The organism is Brucella sp. MAB-22, assembly GCF_025908475.1.
Classification (GTDB): domain Bacteria; phylum Pseudomonadota; class Alphaproteobacteria; order Rhizobiales; family Rhizobiaceae; genus Brucella; species Brucella anthropi.
The window spans coordinates 1,521,172-1,537,960 of sequence record NZ_CP109782.1; the positions used below are offsets into that span (position 1 = coordinate 1,521,172).

Here is a 16,789-nt window from a genome sequence, read left to right on the forward strand (position 1 = left end):
GACAAAATCCCAAACAAAATCATAGGAAGGGGACTCTCAACATGATGCATTTCGGACGTTTTCGTATTCTGGCTGCGGGTGCAGCACTTGCCGCGGTACTGGCCGCAAATCCAGCCTGGTCGGCCACGCCAGCCGACACGCTGGTTCAGGCATGGGCCATCGATGACACGATCACGCTGGACCCGGCAGAATCCTTCGAACTGAGCCCGGCCGAATTCATCGGCAACGCTTATGACATGCTCGTTCGCCTCGATATCAACGACACGTCGAAAGTCATACCGGGCGTCGCTGAAAGCTGGACCGTTTCCGACGATGGTCTCACCTATACGTTCAAGCTGAAGAAGGACATCAAGTTCGCTTCCGGCAACCCGATTACCTCCGCTGACGTGGCTTATTCCTTCGAACGCGCCGTGCGTCTCGACAAGAGCCCGGCCTTCATCCTGACCCAGTTCGGCCTGACCAAGGATAACGTCAACGAAAAGGCGAAAGCTGTTGACGATACTACCTTCGTCTTCACCGTCGACAAGCCGTATGCACCAAGCTTCGTGCTGAACTGCCTGACCGCGACCGTCGCTGCTGTCGTCGACAAGAAGCTCCTCGAAGAACACGCCGAGAAGGTTACGCCGACCGACGACTACAAATACGACACCGACTATGCCAACGCATGGCTGAAGACCAAGTCGGCAGGTTCGGGCCCGTTCGCGATCCGCGAATGGCGCGCCAATGAAGTCGTCATTCTGGAACGCAACGACAATTATTACGGCGAAAAGGCCAAGCTCAAGCGCGTCTTCTATCGTCACGTCAAGGAAAGCGCGACGCAGCGCCTGATGCTTGAATCCGGCGACGTCGATGTGGCACGCAATCTGGAGCCGGGCGACTACGAAGCCGTTCTGAAGAACGACAAGCTGACGACCGCCAGCGCTGCCAAGGGCACGGTTTATTACATCAGCCTCAACCAGAAGAACGCAAATCTGGCCAAGCCGGAAGTTCGCGAAGCGTTCAAATATCTGGTCGATTATGATGCAATCGGCTCGACCCTCATCAAGGGCATTGGTGAAATCCGCCAGACCTATCAGGCAAAGGGCGTTCTTGGTTCTCTCGATGCTGCGCCTTACAAGCTCGACGTTGCCAAGGCGAAGGAACTTCTCGCCAAGGCGGGTCTGAAGGACGGTCTCTCGGTCACGTTCGACGTCCGTAACGGCCAGCCGGTCACCGGCATTGCCGAATCCTTCCAGCAGACTGCGGCTCAGGCTGGCGTGAAGATCGAAATCATCCCCGGCGACGGCAAGCAGACGCTGACCAAGTATCGTGCCCGTAACCACGACATGTATATCGGCCAGTGGGGCATGGACTATTGGGATCCGAATTCCAACGCCGAAGCTTTCACCAGCAACCCGGATAATAGCGACGACGCATCGACCAAGACGCTTGCATGGCGCAACGCCTGGGACATCCCGGAACTAACCAAGCAGACGCAGGCAGCTCTTCTGGAACGCGACAACGACAAGCGTGCTGAACAGTACAAGAAGCTTCAACAGGAAGCTCTCGACCAGAGCCCGTTCGTCATGCTGTTCCAGCAGGTTGAAGTTGCCGGCATTGGCGGCAACGTGAAGGGCTACAAGCTCGGCCCGACATTCGACTCCAACTTCCTGGCGAACGTCAGCAAGGAATAGTCGGTCACGCCTTGGCGCATGAAAGTTTTTCATGCGCTGAATCGGCCTAAAAACAAGAAGATGGAGCGGTTTTCTGAATCAAAAAGGAAAGCCGCTCCAGAGCGTTTCCAGCGAACCTTTTTCGTGTCCGGAAATGCGTCACAACACGAAATGGAACGGCTCATCAAAACCGTTCTAGGGCTTTTCAAGCAAAGATGACTGGGACTTCAGATCACCCCTGTTCTGAAATGTTCTCATTGTCGGAAGCGGTCAAAACATTGAGTAACACTGTAACCACGAAAAAGGTAAGGCGAGCGCCCCGGCGTTCAACGGTCCTTGCCGCGTCGTTAGCCAGCTTTCTGGTTATCGTCATCACGACCTATCTGGGCCTTCTGGCCGTCACATTCTTTATTGGCCGTGTGGTGCCGATCGACCCCGTGCTTGCCATCGTCGGCGACCGTGCTCCTGCGCATGTCGTGGCGCGCGTGCGGGAAGAGATGGGCTTCAACCTGCCCTATTACCAGCAGTTCTATCTTTACGTTAAGGGCGTGCTGCAAGGCGATTTCGGCACTTCGGTACTGACGACCAATCCGGTCATGACCGACATTCGCCGCGTTTTCCCGGCGACCATGGAACTCGCTACCGTCGGCACCATCATCGGCGCTTTGTTCGGCATTCCGCTCGGCGTTCTCGCCGCCGTGAAGCGTGGTAGCCTCGTCGACCAGATTGTGCGCGTGATCGGCCTCGTTGGCTATTCGGTGCCGATCTTCTGGCTCGGTATGCTGGCACTTCTGATCTTCTATGCGCGGCTCGGCTGGACCTCGGGTCCCGGACGTATCGACATCACATTCGAATACACGTTCACTCCGATCACCGGTTTCTACCTGATCGACGCGATCATCCAGCGCGACTGGCCAGCTCTCAAGGATATCGTCTCCCACCTTATCCTGCCGTCGGCTTTGCTCGGCTACTTCTCCTTGGCCTATATCAGCCGCATGACCCGTTCCTTCATGCTCAATGAGCTGGAACAGGAATATATCGTTGCTGCTCGCGCCAAGGGTATTTCGGAAACCCGCATCATCTGGGGCCATGCGCTGCGCAATGCCGCCGTCCCGCTCGTGACTGTGATTGCGCTTTCCTATGCCGGACTTCTGGAAGGTTCGGTTCTGACCGAAACCATCTTCTCCTGGCCCGGCCTCGGACTCTACATCACCAATTCCCTCCAAAACGCTGATATGAATGCCGTTCTCGGTGGCACTATCGTTATCGGGTCGGTCTTTATCGCGCTCAACCTCGTGTCCGATCTTCTCTATCGGGTTCTCGATCCAAGGACGCGCGTACGATGAGCCAAATGACAGATATTTCCAACCTCTCATGGCGTGAATGGCTGCTTACCGAGCGACCCCAATCGCGCACCCAGGCCCGTCTTGGCCGCGCCTATATGGTCTGGCGGCGTTTCACCGCCAACAAGCTGGCCGTCCTCGGCCTTCTGATTATCATCGGCCTGCTCGTCGTCGCAGCGCTGGCCGATGTGCTGGCGCCGCATTCGCCGGTTATCGGCGATCTCGCCAATGCCCGCCTGCTGCCGCCGGGAACACCCGGCTATCTGCTCGGCACCGACGATCAGGGCCGCGATATTCTTTCGCGTCTGATCTATGGCTCCCGCCTCACCCTCTATGTGGTGTTGCTGGTCGCCATCATCGCCGCGCCTATCGGCCTTCTGGTCGGTACTGTCGCCGGTTATGCCGGTGGTTGGGTCGATGCCGTACTGATGCGCATCACCGATATCTTCCTTGCCTTCCCGAAGCTCATTCTCGCGCTGGCCTTCGTTGCTGCTCTCGGACCCGGCATCGAAAATGCTATCATCGCCATCGCGATCACCTCATGGCCACCCTATGCGCGTATTGCGCGTGCGGAAACGCTCACGGTGCGCAACTCGGATTATATCTCCGCTGTTCGCCTGATGGGCGCTTCGCCGATCCGTATCGTCGTGCGCCACATCATGCCACTCTGCACATCTTCGCTGATCGTGCGTGTGACGCTCGACATGGCAGGCATCATCCTGACGGCAGCGGGCCTCGGCTTCCTCGGCCTCGGCGCTCAGCCGCCATTGCCTGAATGGGGCGCGATGATCGCCTCCGGTCGCCGCTTCATTCTCGACCAGTGGTGGGTTGCCGCCATGCCGGGCATTGCGATCCTGATCGTCAGCCTTGGCTTCAATCTTCTGGGCGATGGCCTGCGCGATGCGCTCGATCCGCGGGGTAACAACCAATGAAGCCTCTTCTGACCGTTGAAGACCTGCGTGTCACCTTCCCGACGCGCACAGGCGCAATCGAGGCCGTGCGCGGTGTCAGCTTCGAGCTTGGCCGCGAGCGTCTCGGCATTGTTGGCGAATCCGGTTCTGGCAAATCCCAGACCGGCCGCGCCATCATGGGGCTTACCCCGCTCCATGCGAAGATCACCGCCAGAAAACTTGAGTTCGATGGCATCGATCTTCTAAAGGCATCGGCACGTGAACGCCGCGCCTTGCGCGGTGGCCGCATAGCCATGGTGTTGCAGGACCCGAAATATTCGCTCAATCCTGTCATGACTATCGGCAAGCAGATCGCCGAAACGCTGAAGGCCCATGGTAAATTCAGCAGCGATGAAATCCGCAAGCGCTCAATCGCCATGCTCGAAGCCGTGCAGATTCGTGATGCTGAACGCGTCATGAGCCTTTATCCGCACGAAGTTTCGGGCGGTATGGGCCAGCGCGTGATGATCGCCATGATGCTGGTGGCCGAGCCGGAAATGCTGATCGCCGACGAGCCGACTTCGGCCCTCGACGTGACGGTTCAGCTCGAAGTGCTCGGCATTCTGGATAAGCTGGTTGCCGAGCGCGGCATGGGTCTGATCTTTGTCAGCCACGACCTGCGCCTCGTTTCTTCATTCTGCGACCGCGTTATCGTCATGTATGCGGGCAAGATCGTGGAGGAAATTGCGGCAAAGGACCTCGCCAATGCGAAACATCCCTATACGCAAGGATTGCTGAACTGCATGCCGAAAATCGGAGCCGATCGCCATCCCCTGCCAACCTTGCAGCGCGAGGAGGCTTGGAAGCTATGACAGGGGAAACTATGAGCACGGCATCTGCACTGAGCGTCGACAATATCGACGTCTATTTCGACCATTTCCATGCGCTGAAATCGGTGAGCATCGACGTAGCGCGTGGCGAATCCTACGGTCTCGTGGGGGAATCCGGTTCCGGCAAGTCGACCCTGCTGCGTGCCGTTGCAGGACTGGCACCCGTTGAAGACGGCGAAATCCGCATAGACGGGCAATTGCTGAAGACGCCGCGCGACAAGGCATTCTATCGCAATGTCCAGATGGTGTTTCAGGACCCTTATGGCTCGCTGCATCCCCGGCAAACGGTGGACCGGCTGCTGCTGGAACCGCTTGCCATCCACGGCGTCGGCGACACCGAACAGCGCATCGTGAAGGCGCTCGATGAAGTCGGCCTCGGTTCCGGCTTCCGCTTTCGCTATCCGCACCAGCTTTCAGGCGGCCAGCGCCAGCGTATCGCCATTGCCCGCGCCCTGATCGTTGAACCCAGCATATTGCTGCTCGATGAACCGACCTCAGCGCTCGACGCATCGGTTCAGGCGGAAGTCTTGAACCTGCTCGAACAGGTTCGGCGTGACCGCAACCTGACCTTCGTCATGGTCAGCCACGATCTTGGCGTTGTGACCCATATGTGCGACCGGCTTGCTGTCATGCGTAATGGAGAGGTCGTGGAACAGCTGCAGGCAGACGATCTTGTCAGCGGCAATATCCATGCCGACTATACGAAGAACCTGATGCGGGCCAGCGAAGGCTTCCGCAGGTAAACCAACGACCTGCCTCCCCAAAGTGGCAACCGGTTTGGGGGATAAAGACATGCGAAAAAACAAAGGGGACCTGCCGGTCCCCTTTTTCATTGCATCAATCGTCGGATGCCTTGCGCGGTGTGTCGCCATCCTGCCCGCGCCGCCAATAGGCGACAATAAGCTGGCGATCCTTCGCAACATTACGTTCCTTGCGCATATAGGTGCGGATCGACCGGAATGCGTTGAACTCGCAACCGGCCCAGACGTAAATGTCTTCCTCGTCTTCCGGTAGTTCGACCGCACGCACCGCATCCTGCAGCAATGTCGTCGTTCCGGCTTCCGCGCCATCACGGTTCAGCCACTGCAGATCGACATCAGCTCGCGAGACAAGTTCCTGCTGTTCTGAAGCACTGCCGATCTCGACGCGCACAACCGCCTTGGTGCCTTCCGGCAACCGTTCCAGAATGCGCCCGATGGCGGGCAGCGCGGTTTCATCGCCCGCCAGCAGATACCACTTCGCATCGCCTGCATCACCGCCGCCCGGACCGGTCATCCCGACAATATCGCCCGGCTTGGCGCTGACAGCCCAGCCGGAACCCGGCGCGTCGCAATCATCGCCATGGACGACCATATCGATATCCACCCAGCCGGCTACGCTATCGATGTTGCGGATCGTATAGACACGTGTGGCAAGCTTGGCTTCGCCATCCGGCCAGACAGGACGGCCATCTTCGCCGGTTGTGGGCCATTGCGGTTTGGCAAGACCTTCCGGCGGAAACAGCAGGCGGATATGAAGACCCAACTGCGAGAAGCGGAACAGGTTGTCGCCCTTCAGACGAATACGACGCATATGCGGCGTTACGTTCGATACTGCAACGACCTGCATCTCGCGGAAGTAAGGCAGCGGCAACCCGGCGGCCCCATCACCTTCCCAGATGATTTTCGGTTTGGCGCTGCCCTTGTCGAGAAATTCCAGCACATGCTCGGCGATGGAATATTTCATATAGGCAAGACCGGTTTCGTCCTCGCTTTTGACGTCGACGCTAACCGTTTCATCATCCCATTGCACATCAGCCTGACCGAAGCTCAGCACCAGCTTGGCCGTGCTGCCCTGCCGATGCACGTCGGCATGCTCGACAAAATGATCGAGGAGCTGATTGACCACATGACCGGCATTTGTGAGCGCAAAGCGGGTATTGGCGTTGAGTTCGGACATGCCCGTCCTCCTTTGGGAAACAATTTCCCCAGCCTTACCCGAATATAACATGACTATTCAAGTCATCATTTCGATTTGAACCCGCAATAAATTGTGACGGGCAGTGCCTGTCGCCAGACATCGAAAGAGCCAAGTGCACCCGCTTGCGCAACGCCAAGACGCGTCAATTCTCCGCCGAATTTCTCACGCCAGTTGAAAAGCAGCATCTCGCTTTGCAAGGTCACCGCATTCGCGACAAGCCTGCCACCCGGTTTCAGCGCGTTCCAGCAGGCTTCCAGCACGCCGTCATCCGTTACGCCACCACCGATGAAGATCGCATCCGGCGCATTCAGCCCTTCCAGCGCTAACGGTGCTTCGCCCCTAACCAACTGCAATCCCGGAACGCCCAATGCCCCGCGATTTCGCTCGATCATCTCCTGCCGCTGTTCATTCGCTTCGATGGCAATCGCGCGGCATGAAGGATGAACGCGCATCCACTCAATACCGATCGATCCGCAACCGGCGCCGACATCCCAGAGCAGTTGCCGCGGCAATGGCTGCAATCGCGATAGAGTGACAGCACGAACGTCGCGCTTGGTCAGTTGTCCGTCATTCTCAAACGCTTCATCGGGCAGACCGGCGACGGGAGAAAACACGTTCGCTTCCGGCGCAGCGACACATTCGATTGCCAGCACATTAAGATCAGCACATCGCCCGTGCGACCAGTTTTCGGCGGAACCCTGAACCCGGCCTTCCTTCGGCCCGCCAATATGTTCAAGCACCGTCATCAGGCTTTGGCCAAAACCCTTGTCCTTGAGCATTGCCGCGGCTTTTGCTGGCGTCGAACCGTCATTGCTGAGCACAAGAAGTTTCTCGCCCGGCAGAATGTGCGGGAGCAAAAGCTCGAACGGGCGACCGTGCACACTGACTGTTCGCACATCCTGAAGCGGCCAGCCCATGCGTGCAGCAGCAAGCGAAAGAGAGGACGGATAGGTAAGAACAAGCATTTCCTCTGGCGAGAAATGCCGGGACAAAGTCGCTCCCACACCAAAAAACATTGGATCGCCGCTTGCCAGCACAACCACCGGCTGGCTGCGATACGCCTCAATCATCGCGAAAGCTTCGTCGAATGGAGATGGCCAGGCCACGCGTTCAGCTTTGATATCGCCACTCAGAAAATCCAGATGACGCTTGCCGCCAAAAATGACCGCAGCGGAATTGAGCGCCGCGAGGGCCGTTTTCCCAAGCCCATCCAGTCCATCTTCACCGATTCCGATCACTGTCAGCCAGCGTGCCATGCGCGATGCTCCTTTTCCCTGTTCGTATGGCGGGGCAGTAGCAAGTGCAAGCGGCAAGGCGTATAAGGCTCAAATGTCGAGCCAACAAATCACTCAGTCGCGGCAAGCCCAACCCGACAGGCGCAACGCCTGCCCCGGTCTTTCGCGTATGGTTATGGCCAGGGATGGGGCTATTGCCCGTATCAAACTGAGGCTCGGTCGCCTTTCTGCCGATCAGGCGCGTTCAATTGCAGCAATAGCCGAACGTTTCGATGCGGGCGCGATAGAGCTGTCGATTCGCTCCAATATCCAGTTGCGCGGTATTGCGCCCAGACATTGGAACAATGCCGTCGCGGCACTTCAGGCGGCTGGCCTTGGCGCCGACAATCCCGGCGCGGATGATATTCGCAATGTGATGGTCAGCCCCACCGCTGGCATCGACCGGGGCCAGATATGCGACGTCACCGGACTGGCATCGTCTGTGCTGGACATGCTGCAGGCGAATGAGGCCTTTTACGCCCTGTCGCCGAAATTCTCGCTGCAGATCGACGGCGGCGAAGACTGCGCGATGATTTCTCATCCGGGTGACATCTGGCTTTCGGCGATAGACGGCGAAACCTTTGCTTTTGGCCTTGCTTCGTCTCCCGACAGGGAAGCGCTGGGGGCTGTAGACGCGCAACATGCCCTGCCCTTCATCGAAGCGATGCTGCATCGTTTTTTACGCCATGGCAGCTTTGCGCGGATGAAACATCTGTTTGAAGCCATCCCAGCATCAGAGTTTGTGGCAGGTCTGAGCCGGGAATTGTCGTTCCCGATTCATCCCGCAACCGGCTGGAAGCGCAAGGCACCGATGCCATTTTCGCATCTCGGCAACAACCAGCAGTCTGACGGTTCATTTTATGTCGGCGCCATGCCGCTCATGGGACGCCTGACATCGGCGCAACTAGCAGGTCTGGCAGACCTCTCCGACAGCGGAAGGCGTGAACTGCGTCTGATGCCGTGGCAAGGCGTTATCCTGTCTTATGTAGGCGAAACCCAGATTGGTGAAGTAACCGAAAAACTTCGTTCGCTTGACCTCGAAACGAAAGCCGAGGCCCCACATGCGCGGCTTCGTGCCTGTTCGGGATCAAATGGCTGCGTCTCCGCACTCGCCGACACACAGACAGACGGTAAAAGGCTGGCAACATATCTGGCGCCGGGAAAATCATCCGTGCACATCACGGGATGCGCCAAGTCATGCGCAGCACTTGCACCTTTGCCGCACACGCTTCTGGCGCGCTCGACAGGTCGCTACGATCTTTACGCGCAAGAGACGTTTCCGCAAGACGGGGCTGGACCATCGCGCTTTGGACGGCTATTGGCGACTGATATCACCATTGACGAAGCGGCGTGCCTTCTGAACGCCAGACACTGATTAGAGCGGTCACCATGACAGACTATATTCGCGATGGGCAGGCCATTTACGACCGGTCCTTCGCCATCATTCGCGCCGAGGCCGATCTAAGCCGGATACCAGCCGATCTGGAAAAGCTTGCAGTCCGTGTCATTCATGCCTGCGGCATGGTGGATGTGGTCAGTGACCTCGCTTTCTCGCAAGGAGCCGGCAAAGCCGGACGCGACGCTCTGCTCGCCGGTGCGCCCATTCTCTGTGATGCACGCATGGTGGCCGAAGGCATTACCCGCTCTCGTCTGCCTGCCAATAATGAAGTCATCTGCACGCTGAACGACCCATCGGTTCCTGAGCTTGCAACGAAGATCGGCAATACCCGCTCGGCTGCAGCGCTCGACCTCTGGCTCCCGCATCTCGGCAACAGCATTGTTGCAATCGGCAATGCACCGACCGCCCTCTTCCGCCTGTTCGAATTGCTGGATGCTGGCGCGCCAAAACCTGCGCTCATCATCGGCATGCCGGTCGGCTTTGTCGGCGCGGCAGAATCCAAAGACGAACTCGCCACAAACAGCCGCGGTGTACCTTATGTGATTATACGGGGAAGACGCGGTGGCAGTGCCATGACGGCAGCGGCAGTCAATGCACTCGCGTCGGAGCGCGAATAATGACGGTAAAAGGCAGACTGTTTGGTCTGGGCGTCGGCCCCGGCGATCCCGAACTGATAACGCTGAAAGCCCTGCGCCTCCTCAAAAGCGCACCGGTTGTGGCTTATCACGCCGCCAAGGGGAAGAAGGGCAATGCCCTCACAATAGTCGAGGAATATCTTTCACCGGAACAGGTTCTGGTGCCGTTGATCTATCCAGTGACGACGGAAAAGCTTCCCGCGCATATGGATTACGAACAGATCGTCAGCGATTTCTACGGCGAGATAACGAGCACGATAGCGAGCCACCTCGATAGCGGTCAGGATGTAGCCGTGATCGCGGAAGGTGATCCATTTTTCTATGGCTCGTTCATGTATATTCATGACCGGCTTGCCGACCAGTATGAAACGGAAATAGTCCCCGGCGTCTGCTCCGTTCTTGGCGCTTCGGCTGTGCTGGGCGCGCCACTGGTCTATCGCAATCAGACATTGTCCGTTCTCTCCGGCGTCATGAGCGCGGAAGAATTGACGCGGCGGCTCGCGGATACAGGCGCTGCAGCTATCATGAAGCTTGGCAAAAACCTCGATAAGGTTCGTGTTGTTTTGGGCGAACTCGGTCTCATGGACCGTGCGCTCTATGTTGAGCGCGCCACCATGGCCAATCAGCGCATTGTGCCGCTCGCCGAAGTCAATGGTAGCGACTGTCCCTATTTCTCAATCATTCTCGTTCCGGGGCAAAAATGGAACGGCGCGTGATTCCCGCAATTCTGGTTCTTGGAGAAGCGGCGGTTCCTGCCGCGCGGCGGATCGCATCGGTGCTGGAACGCGCCGAAGTACGCGGCCTCCAGAACCGTGTTGCGTCGCTGGATGAAACCTTCGTGCATTTCGGCGATGCGGTCAGGTCGCTTTATGAGGAGGGCCGCCCCATCATTGCGCTTTGCGCAGCCGGTATCATCATTCGCGCACTCGCACCGCTTCTGCACAACAAACGTGTCGAACCGCCGGTTCTTGCTGTCGCCGAAGATGGAAGCGCAGTTGTGCCGCTTCTGGGTGGTCTCTCCGGTGTCAATGACATGGCTCGGCAGATTGCAGCAGCACTTGAGGTCGCTCCTGCCATCACCACATCCGGCGAGCTACGCTTCGGGATCAACCTCCTGCACCCACCAGCCGAACTGACCCTTGCTAATCCTGACGACGCAAAAAAATTCACGTCGAACCTGCTTGCGGGACAGAAGGTGCGGTTTGACGGAACATCACGCTGGCTTGAAAATTCAAAACTGCCTTTCGCCAATGACGGTGCGTTGACGATTAGCATAACGCCCCATATTCGTACGCCTCAGCCAGACGAGCTTATTTATCATCCACGCAGTGTGGCGATTGGCATCGATAGGGTCAGCGAGAACATTCAGAACGATATTGAAGATGCTCTCGCCAATGCAGGCATTGCCCCGGCCTCTCTGGCATTGCTTCTCGCCCGCGAAAAAGACTGCACTTCGCCGCGGCTCCAAGAGGCTGCGGCGAACCTCGGTGTTCCTCTGCGCTATGTGGCGAATGCAACCGATGCTCGTGCGATCGTTCTTCATTCGGTGGAACACCCGGTCGAGCTGACAGAGCCCAAGGGGCTTGCCATTGCGGTGGCTGCCAGCCCGGCAGATGTTCTGTTTGTCGGTCGAAAACGCGGCAAGCTCGTCGTCATCGGCCTTGGGCCCGGATCACGAGAGCTGATGACGCCTGCCGTTCAGCACGAACTGGAACAGGCCGAAGACATTCTCGGCTATGAGACCTATGTGCGGATGGCGGAAGAAAACCTTCGTCCTTTCCGCGCCGATCAGATCGTTCATATGACTGATAATCGGGAAGAAATGCAGCGGGCACGTCATGCATTCGAACTCGCTGCTTCCGGGCGACATGTCGCCATGGTTTCCTCGGGCGATCCCGGTGTCTTCGCCATGGCTGCGGCAGTCGTGGAGGCGCTTCACGAAACGGAAAATGCGGCATGGCACGGCGTGGAGCTCGTCATCCAGCCCGGCATTTCCGCTGCAATGGCCGCCGCATCGCGGATCGGAGCGCCGCTTGGACACGACTTCTGCATTATTTCGCTATCGGACAATCTGAAACCCTGGGAAATTATCGAGAAGCGCCTTGCGCTTGCCGCCGAAGCCGATCTCGCCATGGCGTTCTACAATCCCATCTCCAAGGCACGTCCGCATCAGCTTGGTCGCGCGCTTGAAATCCTGCGGCAATATCGGTCTCCCGAAACGCCCGTTGTCCTTGGGCGCGACATAGGCAGACCGGCTGAGACTACACGGACAACCATGCTCGGCGCACTGACACCAGATGATGTCGATATGCGAACCGTTGTGATTGTCGGCTCGTCCCACACGCAAGTTTTTGCGAAGTCTGATGGCAGGGAGTGGGTTTATACACCGCGCTGGTACGGCGAAAAGCCAGAGAAATGACAAACAAAAAAGGCAGGGAAAACCCTGCCTTTTTCATGTGTTATCCCTGATTGTTGAATCAGTTCTTCTTCGCCTTAGCTTTTTTCGGCTGGGCAGCGGCGGCTGCATCGGCCTTGGCTGCTGCCGCTTCAGCTGCAACCTGATCGGCGCTCTTCGGCGACGTATCGATAACAGCGCGCACACCGCCCTTGGCGGTCAGCTGGCAAACAGCGGTACGCAGATCGACCTTGAGATCGACATCGGTGCCGCCTGCTGCACCCGGACGGGAGTTGATGGCAGAGATAGCGTGTTCCGGCAGGAAATACTTGTTGGCAGCAGCAGTGATGCACGGCTGCGCGAGCGCCGGATCGACATAAGCCGTCGGCGTGAAGCGAGGCATCGAAATCGTCGGCGCGCTGATCGGGGCATCGGTCTTGCCCGGCGTCGCCGTCGTGGTTGGTACAGTCGTCGTGCAGGCAGCGGCAAGCGGGGCCAACATGGCAATGGCTAGAAAACGGGCTCCGGTGCGGGCGCGTCCGTACATGATCTACCTCATAGGATCTGCTGAGTAGGTAAAATTTTAAGTTCGATAACTATTCGGTTTTGCTCGATTGTCGAGTGGCAGGAAGGTCACATTGCCAGAATTTCGATTCGCATCCACAGTCTGGCATCACTGTTTTGCGAGAATCCAGTTCAGTATCTCGCGCCAGTCGGACATGCGGATCGGCGTGCCGTGATTACCACTTTCGAAACGCCGGAACTGGACCGGATAACCCGGCGCGCGCTTGCGGATCTCGCGATAGAAAGCCTCCTGATTGTCGATTGCAAAAACCGGATCACGGCTGCCATGTCCGAAGAAGACTGGCACACGTTTCTTGAATGCGGGTGACTTGAAAAATCCGTCATCCCAAAGCGAGCCGAGCAGAATAAGGCCTGCGAGCTGGTTGCCCGCCTTTTCATTAGCCGCTATGCGCCAGCATAGTGTTCCGCCTTGCGAGCCGCAGGACAGGATCAACGGAGCGCTCGGTGATGATGCCTTGGCTGCTTCGATCAATCCGGCAATCTGCGCCTCACCCGCATCGGCAAAATCCTTGAAATCCGGCGTGATATAGAGACCGCCATTCAGTGCCGCGAGATTCTTCACACGGTTGAAATTGCCGCCAAAGGTAAAATCATTCATACCTTGCAGGCGATTACCGCCCCTACCATGCAGGTAGATGACGATAAAGGACGCGCCTTCGCGCTTGCCTGCTGTCATGGCCTTCACCGACCCGGCAGCAGTCTGAAAGGTAACGTCCTTCTGGTAAGCGCGCGCCTTCAGCGAGACATAGGCATCTTTCACGCGCTTTTCAGGCACCGCATCGCGCCCGTTGATATCGCGCATCTCGTTGTAATCGATAACCTTGTAATCACCATTGTCAGCGCTGCTGATAATGCCGGGATAGGCGAAATAATCGTCCTTGTATGGCGGCAAAGACGCTGCCCCGGATGCCATCACAGTTGAAAACAGAAACAATGCCCCAAACAGGCCACCTATTCCATGCTTCAACATTCTATGACTCATCGGATTACAGCTCCAGCGTATGATAGCGCCTGTTGAGATAGACCAGCGCCTCGTCCTCGGCTTTGGACCGCAGGCCCACGACTTCCCCGAAAAGGACGTGATGCGTGGAGTGATCCTGCACGCTGACCACCCGGCAATCGAAAGCAGCAAGTGCACCCTGCAATATGGGTGCTCCGGTCACCTGAACATCCCAGCGCGCCAGTTCGAACCGCTCATCCTGGGTCAGGCCGATACGGCCCGAAAAAGCGTCTGCGAGCTGTTGGTGCGACCCCGCGAGCGTGTTGACGGCGAACACGCCGTTTTCGATGAACAGCCGGTTTTCTTCATGAATCTTTTGCAGGCAAATCAGGATCGTCGGCGGATTATCCGAAACCGAACAGGCCGCCGTCAGCGTCAGACCACGCCTTCCCGCACTACCGGCAGTCGTGACGATCTGTACTGCGCCGGCGTAATGGCTCATGGCATCCCGATAGGACTTGGATTCCACCGAAGCTGCACTTGAAATGATGTTCTTAATCGTTTGCACGTCCAACAGAATCCGTCTCGCCCTATGGCATGTTATCTGAAGCCAGCTACCCTGGTAACAAGCCCGCATAACGAGCCCAAATAAGGGCCCCACATAACGGGCATTGCACAAAGGCCAGGAAACAGCTACCCACTTTTCGTTGAAAATGCCACGAATTGTTTAATGAAGACGGATCACGTGATCGAGCTTGGGAAACGTCCGACCGCAGTACTGACAAGTATCATCCTTATACTGCTGGCCAGTTCAGTACTGGCGCAGGCGGAGGATATGCGCGTCGGGCTCGCAGCACCGCTGTCCGGAACGTTCGCTCCATTGGGCAATCAGCTGGCGGAAGGCGCTCGTGTAGCCGCCACTGCAAAAGGCGCAGAACTCGTTATTTTCGATGATCGCTGCGATGCTGAAGGCGGCAAGGAAGCCGCAGAACGCTTCGTCAAGGAAAACGTCCGGGTCGTCACCGGCTTTCTGTGCCCGGAAGCGCTTGAAGCAGCACTTCCGGTTCTCGCAGCCAGCAACATACCTGTTGTGACATCAGGCGTCAGCGAAGCCACGTTGACTGAAAGACGTGCCCCCGTGCCGATGGCGGTATTCCGTCTTGCAACCGGCCTCGACAAGGAAACACAGGCAACCGGGAGCTTCCTTGGCAGCCTTTGGCGCGCGCAATCCTTCGCAATCATCGATGATGGTACCATCGAAGGACGCGAACGAGCTGCACGCGTTCTAGCCAGCCTTAAAGAGCAACAACTACAGCCGGTTTTCACAGACACCTACAGACCGGGTCTCGATAACCAGAATGCTCTGGTCGCCCGGCTGCGGCGCGCAGGCGCTACCCATGTTTATGTCGGCGGTGAACGCGACGATATCGCGGCTATAGGCGCAAGCGCTACCGCGCTCAACTACCCGCTGACAATTGCAGGCGGCAGTCTTCTTGACGCAGCACCCGGCACACAACCCCTAAGTCAGGGCACGTTGATGATTGCCCCGCTCCGTCCGCAGGAACTCTCGACGGCAAAGCCAGCAATCGATGCATTGCGTCAAGCCGGGAAACTTGCAGACGCCTATGCAATCATTGGCTATGCCAGTGCGGAAATCCCTGCGGATGTGATCAAGCGTGCCGACGAGCAGAAGCTGCCGATTATCGACACACTCCGCAATAATTCCTTTGAAACCGTTCTTGGCTCGATCAAGTTCGATGGCAATGGTGTCCGAACCGACAACCCGAACCGCCTGCAGCGGTTCGATGGCAAGCGGTTCGTGCTAGCCGACAAGTAGCCCAATCAGGCTTGCAGCAATCATCAGTCCGGTCATCAGGCTCATCGTCGACCAGAAAAGATGAAGCGCGGCATCGATATCATCAGCGTTGGCGTCGCGCTTGCCGGATGCATTCAGCATCGGCCCTTCGACTTTCTCCGCCCCATATTGGCGCGGACCGGCAAGCGCCAGCCCCAGCCCGCCTGCAAAAGCCGATTCCGGCCAGCCAGCATTGGGCGAGCGATGCAGACGTGCATCACGGCGCATAACGGAAAACGCTTCTTTGCCTGAAAGCCTGTCTTTCGTGATCGCGGTGGCAAGGGAGGCGAGCAGTCCGGTCAGTCTGGCTGGGATATAATTAGCGACATCGTCCAGCTTTGCGGCAAAACGACCAAAGTCATGATAGCGATCATTCAGATGGCCGATCATGGAATCAGCGGTATTGATCAGCTTGTAGGCGAACAAACCGGGTAGCCCACCGACCAGAAACCAGAACGCAGGTGCAACGATACCATCTGAAGCGTTTTCCGCGAGGCTTTCTATCGCTGCACGACTGACACCGCCTTCATCGAGATGTTCGGGATTGCGCCCGACGATCATGGACACAGCCCGACGACCGCCTTCGATCCCTTCCTCACGCAATGCCAGTGCGACCGCCTGCACATGATCGGCAAGGCTTTTCTGTGCAAGCAACACCGTCACGATCAGGATTTCGGCAACTGCACCGGCAGTCCCGGCGAAGGGTAACGAGAGTTCAAGGACGAGCCCCAGAACCACACAGGCCATCACCAGCCCGATCGTCAGCCACATGCCGTTTCGGCGAAGTTCTGAGGCAGAGAGATTGCGATTATTCCAGCGCTTTTCGCCCCACGAAATTGCTTTCCCGAACAGGACGACGGGGTGCGGCACCTTCTGCCATAGCTGCGGCGGGTCGCCGACAAAGCGATCCAGAAGAAGCGCCAGCGAAAGAATAATCAGCTTTATTTCCATGAGCTTGACCAGAAAAACTGA

Annotated in this window: 16 protein-coding genes; 10 read left to right on the forward strand and 6 right to left on the reverse strand. The window is 57.6% G+C overall.

Translation table 11 applies throughout. The annotated features are described in order from the left end of the window. Positions 1 to 41 precede the first annotated feature (41 nt). The 5 genes from OHI65_RS16940 to OHI65_RS16960 all read left to right on the forward strand — a co-directional run bounded on the left by OHI65_RS16940 (position 42) and on the right by OHI65_RS16960 (position 5,518). On the forward strand, positions 42 to 1,673 hold the full coding sequence (locus tag OHI65_RS16940; RefSeq protein WP_012091884.1) for an ABC transporter substrate-binding protein: 1,632 nt from the start codon (positions 42 to 44) through the stop codon (positions 1,671 to 1,673). Positions 1,674 to 1,900: 227 nt separating this feature from the next. After that, positions 1,901 to 2,998: an ABC transporter permease gene (locus OHI65_RS16945; RefSeq protein WP_012091883.1), complete on the forward strand. Its 1,098-nt coding sequence runs from the start codon at positions 1,901 to 1,903 to the stop codon at positions 2,996 to 2,998. Further along, positions 2,995 to 3,927, forward strand: a complete 933-nt coding sequence (locus OHI65_RS16950) for an ABC transporter permease (protein ID WP_012091882.1) — start codon at positions 2,995 to 2,997, stop codon at positions 3,925 to 3,927. Before OHI65_RS16945 ends, OHI65_RS16950 begins: the two co-directional genes overlap by 4 nt. Then, complete coding sequence (locus OHI65_RS16955; protein ID WP_125300163.1) at positions 3,924 to 4,757, forward strand: ABC transporter ATP-binding protein; 834 nt, start codon at positions 3,924 to 3,926, stop codon at positions 4,755 to 4,757. The genes OHI65_RS16950 and OHI65_RS16955 overlap by 4 nt, the downstream gene beginning before the upstream one ends. A gap of 11 nt (positions 4,758 to 4,768) precedes the next feature. Beyond that, complete coding sequence (locus OHI65_RS16960; protein WP_040129229.1) at positions 4,769 to 5,518, forward strand: ABC transporter ATP-binding protein; 750 nt, start codon at positions 4,769 to 4,771, stop codon at positions 5,516 to 5,518. A gap of 94 nt (positions 5,519 to 5,612) precedes the next feature. Here OHI65_RS16960 and OHI65_RS16965 read toward each other — a convergent pair whose 3' ends face one another. Continuing rightward, the gene (locus OHI65_RS16965) at positions 5,613 to 6,713 is read right to left on the reverse strand and encodes a siderophore-interacting protein (RefSeq protein WP_125300162.1); all 1,101 of its coding nucleotides are present in this window, start codon (positions 6,711 to 6,713) and stop codon (positions 5,613 to 5,615) included. 65 nt (positions 6,714 to 6,778) lie between these two features. Next, entirely contained in the window at positions 6,779 to 7,990 is a 1,212-nt protein-coding gene (gene cbiE, locus OHI65_RS16970; protein ID WP_125300161.1) for a precorrin-6y C5,15-methyltransferase (decarboxylating) subunit CbiE, read from the reverse strand. A gap of 73 nt (positions 7,991 to 8,063) precedes the next feature. Here cbiE and cobG point away from each other — a divergent pair, with 73 nt between their 5' ends. Genes cobG through cobJ form a run of 4 tightly spaced genes read left to right on the forward strand, consistent with a single transcriptional unit; the run spans position 8,064 to position 12,461 of the window. Next, positions 8,064 to 9,383, forward strand: a complete 1,320-nt coding sequence (gene cobG / locus OHI65_RS16975) for a precorrin-3B synthase (protein ID WP_125300160.1) — start codon at positions 8,064 to 8,066, stop codon at positions 9,381 to 9,383. A gap of 14 nt (positions 9,384 to 9,397) precedes the next feature. After that, positions 9,398 to 10,024, forward strand: a complete 627-nt coding sequence (locus tag OHI65_RS16980; protein ID WP_125300159.1) for a precorrin-8X methylmutase — start codon at positions 9,398 to 9,400, stop codon at positions 10,022 to 10,024. Beyond that, the gene (locus tag OHI65_RS16985) at positions 10,024 to 10,758 is read left to right on the forward strand and encodes a precorrin-2 C(20)-methyltransferase (RefSeq protein ID WP_125300158.1); all 735 of its coding nucleotides are present in this window, start codon (positions 10,024 to 10,026) and stop codon (positions 10,756 to 10,758) included. Before OHI65_RS16980 ends, OHI65_RS16985 begins: the two co-directional genes overlap by 1 nt. Further along, complete coding sequence (cobJ, locus tag OHI65_RS16990; protein WP_125300157.1) at positions 10,743 to 12,461, forward strand: precorrin-3B C(17)-methyltransferase; 1,719 nt, start codon at positions 10,743 to 10,745, stop codon at positions 12,459 to 12,461. The genes OHI65_RS16985 and cobJ overlap by 16 nt, the downstream gene beginning before the upstream one ends. 58 nt (positions 12,462 to 12,519) lie before the next feature. Here the strand turns inward: cobJ and OHI65_RS16995 are convergent, their stop codons facing one another. The 3 genes from OHI65_RS16995 to OHI65_RS17005 all read right to left on the reverse strand — a co-directional run bounded on the left by OHI65_RS16995 (position 12,520) and on the right by OHI65_RS17005 (position 14,530). After that, positions 12,520 to 12,984, reverse strand: a complete 465-nt coding sequence (locus OHI65_RS16995; RefSeq protein WP_010659856.1) for a hypothetical protein — start codon at positions 12,982 to 12,984, stop codon at positions 12,520 to 12,522. 126 nt (positions 12,985 to 13,110) lie between these two features. Beyond that, positions 13,111 to 13,992 carry an alpha/beta hydrolase gene (locus OHI65_RS17000; RefSeq protein WP_125300156.1) on the reverse strand — a complete coding sequence of 294 codons (882 nt, stop codon included), beginning with the start codon at positions 13,990 to 13,992 and terminating at the stop codon, positions 13,111 to 13,113. Positions 13,993 to 14,008: 16 nt separating this feature from the next. Then, a complete protein-coding gene (locus OHI65_RS17005; protein WP_010659854.1) occupies positions 14,009 to 14,530 on the reverse strand; it encodes a flavin reductase in 522 nt (173 codons plus the stop codon). 177 nt (positions 14,531 to 14,707) lie between these two features. Between OHI65_RS17005 and OHI65_RS17010 the strand changes: the two genes are divergently transcribed. Further along, positions 14,708 to 15,799: a branched-chain amino acid ABC transporter substrate-binding protein gene (locus OHI65_RS17010; protein WP_125300385.1), complete on the forward strand. Its 1,092-nt coding sequence runs from the start codon at positions 14,708 to 14,710 to the stop codon at positions 15,797 to 15,799. Here OHI65_RS17010 and cbiB read toward each other — a convergent pair. After that, positions 15,785 to 16,768, reverse strand: coding sequence for an adenosylcobinamide-phosphate synthase CbiB (cbiB, locus tag OHI65_RS17015; RefSeq protein WP_125300155.1), 984 nt, complete (start codon positions 16,766 to 16,768; stop codon positions 15,785 to 15,787). The two genes, OHI65_RS17010 and cbiB, sit on opposite strands and share 15 nt — an antisense overlap. Positions 16,769 to 16,789: the final 21 nt, after the last annotated feature.